At 65.2% G+C, this 2,283-nt stretch carries 2 protein-coding genes and 1 pseudogene; all 3 read left to right on the top strand.

What is annotated here, in order from left to right:
- Positions 1-326 precede the first annotated feature (326 nt).
- Positions 327-608 (top strand): HNH endonuclease, encoded by a 282-nt coding sequence (locus tag ACFYQA_RS39395; protein ID WP_388928644.1) that lies wholly within the window; start codon positions 327-329, stop codon positions 606-608.
- A gap of 61 nt (positions 609-669) precedes the next feature.
- Positions 670-861, top strand: a pseudogene (locus ACFYQA_RS39400) (helix-turn-helix domain-containing protein); the annotation flags it as partial.
- A gap of 609 nt (positions 862-1,470) precedes the next feature.
- Positions 1,471-2,034: a dihydrofolate reductase family protein gene (locus ACFYQA_RS39405; RefSeq protein WP_388928646.1), complete on the top strand. Its 564-nt coding sequence runs from the start codon at positions 1,471-1,473 to the stop codon at positions 2,032-2,034.
- The last annotated feature ends 249 nt before the right edge of the window (positions 2,035-2,283 follow it).

Raw genomic sequence — 2,283 nt, forward strand, 5'->3', positions numbered from 1 at the left:
ATCGACACGTCATCCGTCAGCCGCCTCGCGGCCCCACCCTCAGCTCGCTCCACCCGAAGATCATCACATGTAGATCGTTAACTCATGGCCATTGGAGCCACCCGAGGAAGACAAGAACCTGGGTAGCAAACAGGCACTTCGGCCACTTCGATAAATCCAGGAATGACAAATGGGTGTTCGGGGACCGTGTGAGCGGTGCCTACCTCCCGAAGTTCAGCTGGACGAAGATCGTCCGCCATGTACGAGTTAAGGGATCAGCGTCTCCGGACGACCCGACCCTGAGCGAGTACTGGCAGAACCGACGACGCAAAAAGGCCCCACCGCCTATGGACAAGCTGAGCTTGTATCTGGCGTACAAGCAGAAGGTGCTCTGCCCACTCTGCAAGCAGGCCCTCATTGTCGGAGCCGAATACGAACCGGACAGTCCGCGCGAGTGGATGAACTGGTTCGCGGCGTCGATGAAGATGCTGCACAAGCATCACTTCGTTTATCGACGCGACGGCGGTTCGGACGAAAAGACCAACTTCCGTCTCTTGCACGCCGAATGCCATCGACAGCATCACGCGAAGGATGGCAGACGGCCCTTTGAAACACCGCCCAGCGGGTGAGCTTGAGCCGTGTGCATTGAAAGGTGCAAGCACGGTTCTGAGGGGGCCGGGACGCAGTAATGTGTCCCGGCTACCCGACGCATATCCGGACGCCTCCCAGCGCGGTGCGCCGGCGAGCGCGTTCGGATGCGCCCAGGTGGTGTGGAACGACTGCCTGCGCGACCGCAGGCAAGCGCATGCGGCGGGGCTGGCGTATGTGACGTCGGCGGAGCTGTCCCGGCTGCGCATCACCCAGGCCAAGCGCACCGCCGAGCATCCATCCCCACGTCGTCAGCGAGATCCGGTAGATCCGCGCGGAGGACTTCGCGATGCCCGCGCCGGTGAGGTAGCGCTCGACCGCCGCGGTGTACGACGAGGGCGGGGCGGACAGGGGCACCACCCGGGCGCGCGGCAGCCGGAGCGCGCCCCCGCTCCCGGGTTCGGTCACCGGTTCGATCGCCACGCTCGCCCCGCCCTTCCGGCACTGCCGCAGTAAATGCGTACACCTCGCCTGCGGCGGCCGGAGAACCCGCCGCAGGTCGCGATGATCACGGTAGGGGCTCCGCCGCAGTGAATCCGGCATTTACTGCGGCACTACCCTGACGGGCCATCAGGTGACAGAAGTCCGATAAGCCGACCTCGGAGCGGAACAACCGATACCGCCATCCGATGATCGATTGGCCCTCTCTCCGAGGGCTGCATGACCACAGCCCCGAACGTTACGCAGCGCTACACACCACCTGGCCGCAGCTATACGAGAACAGGGCCTACGCAGCATCCGCTTGGCATGGTGGTCAACCGGCCCTCGGTGTGGCCTGACCGATGATTTTTCCGCGCCGTGCTGGTCTGTACACCGAATACCGACTCACGGAAGGCTGACGCCATGCGGAAACTGACCTTTGCCATGAACCTGAGCCTGGACGGCTACATCGCCGCGCCCGGCGACGACCTCGGCTGGAGCGTGCCGAGCGACGAGTTGTTCCAGTGGTGGTCCGACCGGGTGGACGCGACGGGCCTGGCGCTGTACGGGCGCAAGCTGTGGGAGACGATGAGCTCCCACTGGCCGACCGCCGACCAGCAGCCGGGTGCCACACCGGCGGAGATCGAGTTCGCCGGCCGCTGGCGGGACATGCCGAAGGTGGTGTTCTCCTCGACGACCAGCACGGTCGACTGGAACACCCGTCTGGTCACCGGCGACGCGGTCACCGAGATCACCCGGCTCAAGGCCGACGACGGCGGCCCCATGGACATCGGCGGTGCCACACTCGCCGCGGCGGCCATGCGGGCCGGGCTGATCGACGAGTACGCGATCGTCACCCATCCGGTCCTGGTGGGCGGCGGCACGCCGTTCTTCACAGCCCTGGACAACTGGGTGAACCTGACCCTGGTGGAGACCCGGACGTTTCCCGACGGCGTGGTCCTGACCAGGTACGAGACCAAGCGCTGAGCGCTCGACGTCGGATCGGCGCGGGCTTCGGGCGCCCAAGGATCTCGCGGCGCTGTGTTCCGAGGCGATCGTGATACCCCTGCCGGATCACAGGCCGTGTATGTAAGGGATCCCCAACCGGACACCGGTCAGCTCGTGCTGAGCGGGAGTCTGCTGGTCATCTCTTCCTCCTGTGTGGATACCCCGTGCTTTAGCTCGGGGAGGAAACACAGCTCCTGCGGAGCAGGGCAACGAGCTGGGATTCGCCGC

This window comes from Streptomyces sp. NPDC005774 (assembly GCF_042871645.1).
Taxonomy (GTDB): Bacteria; Actinomycetota; Actinomycetes; order Streptomycetales; family Streptomycetaceae; genus Streptomyces; species Streptomyces pratens.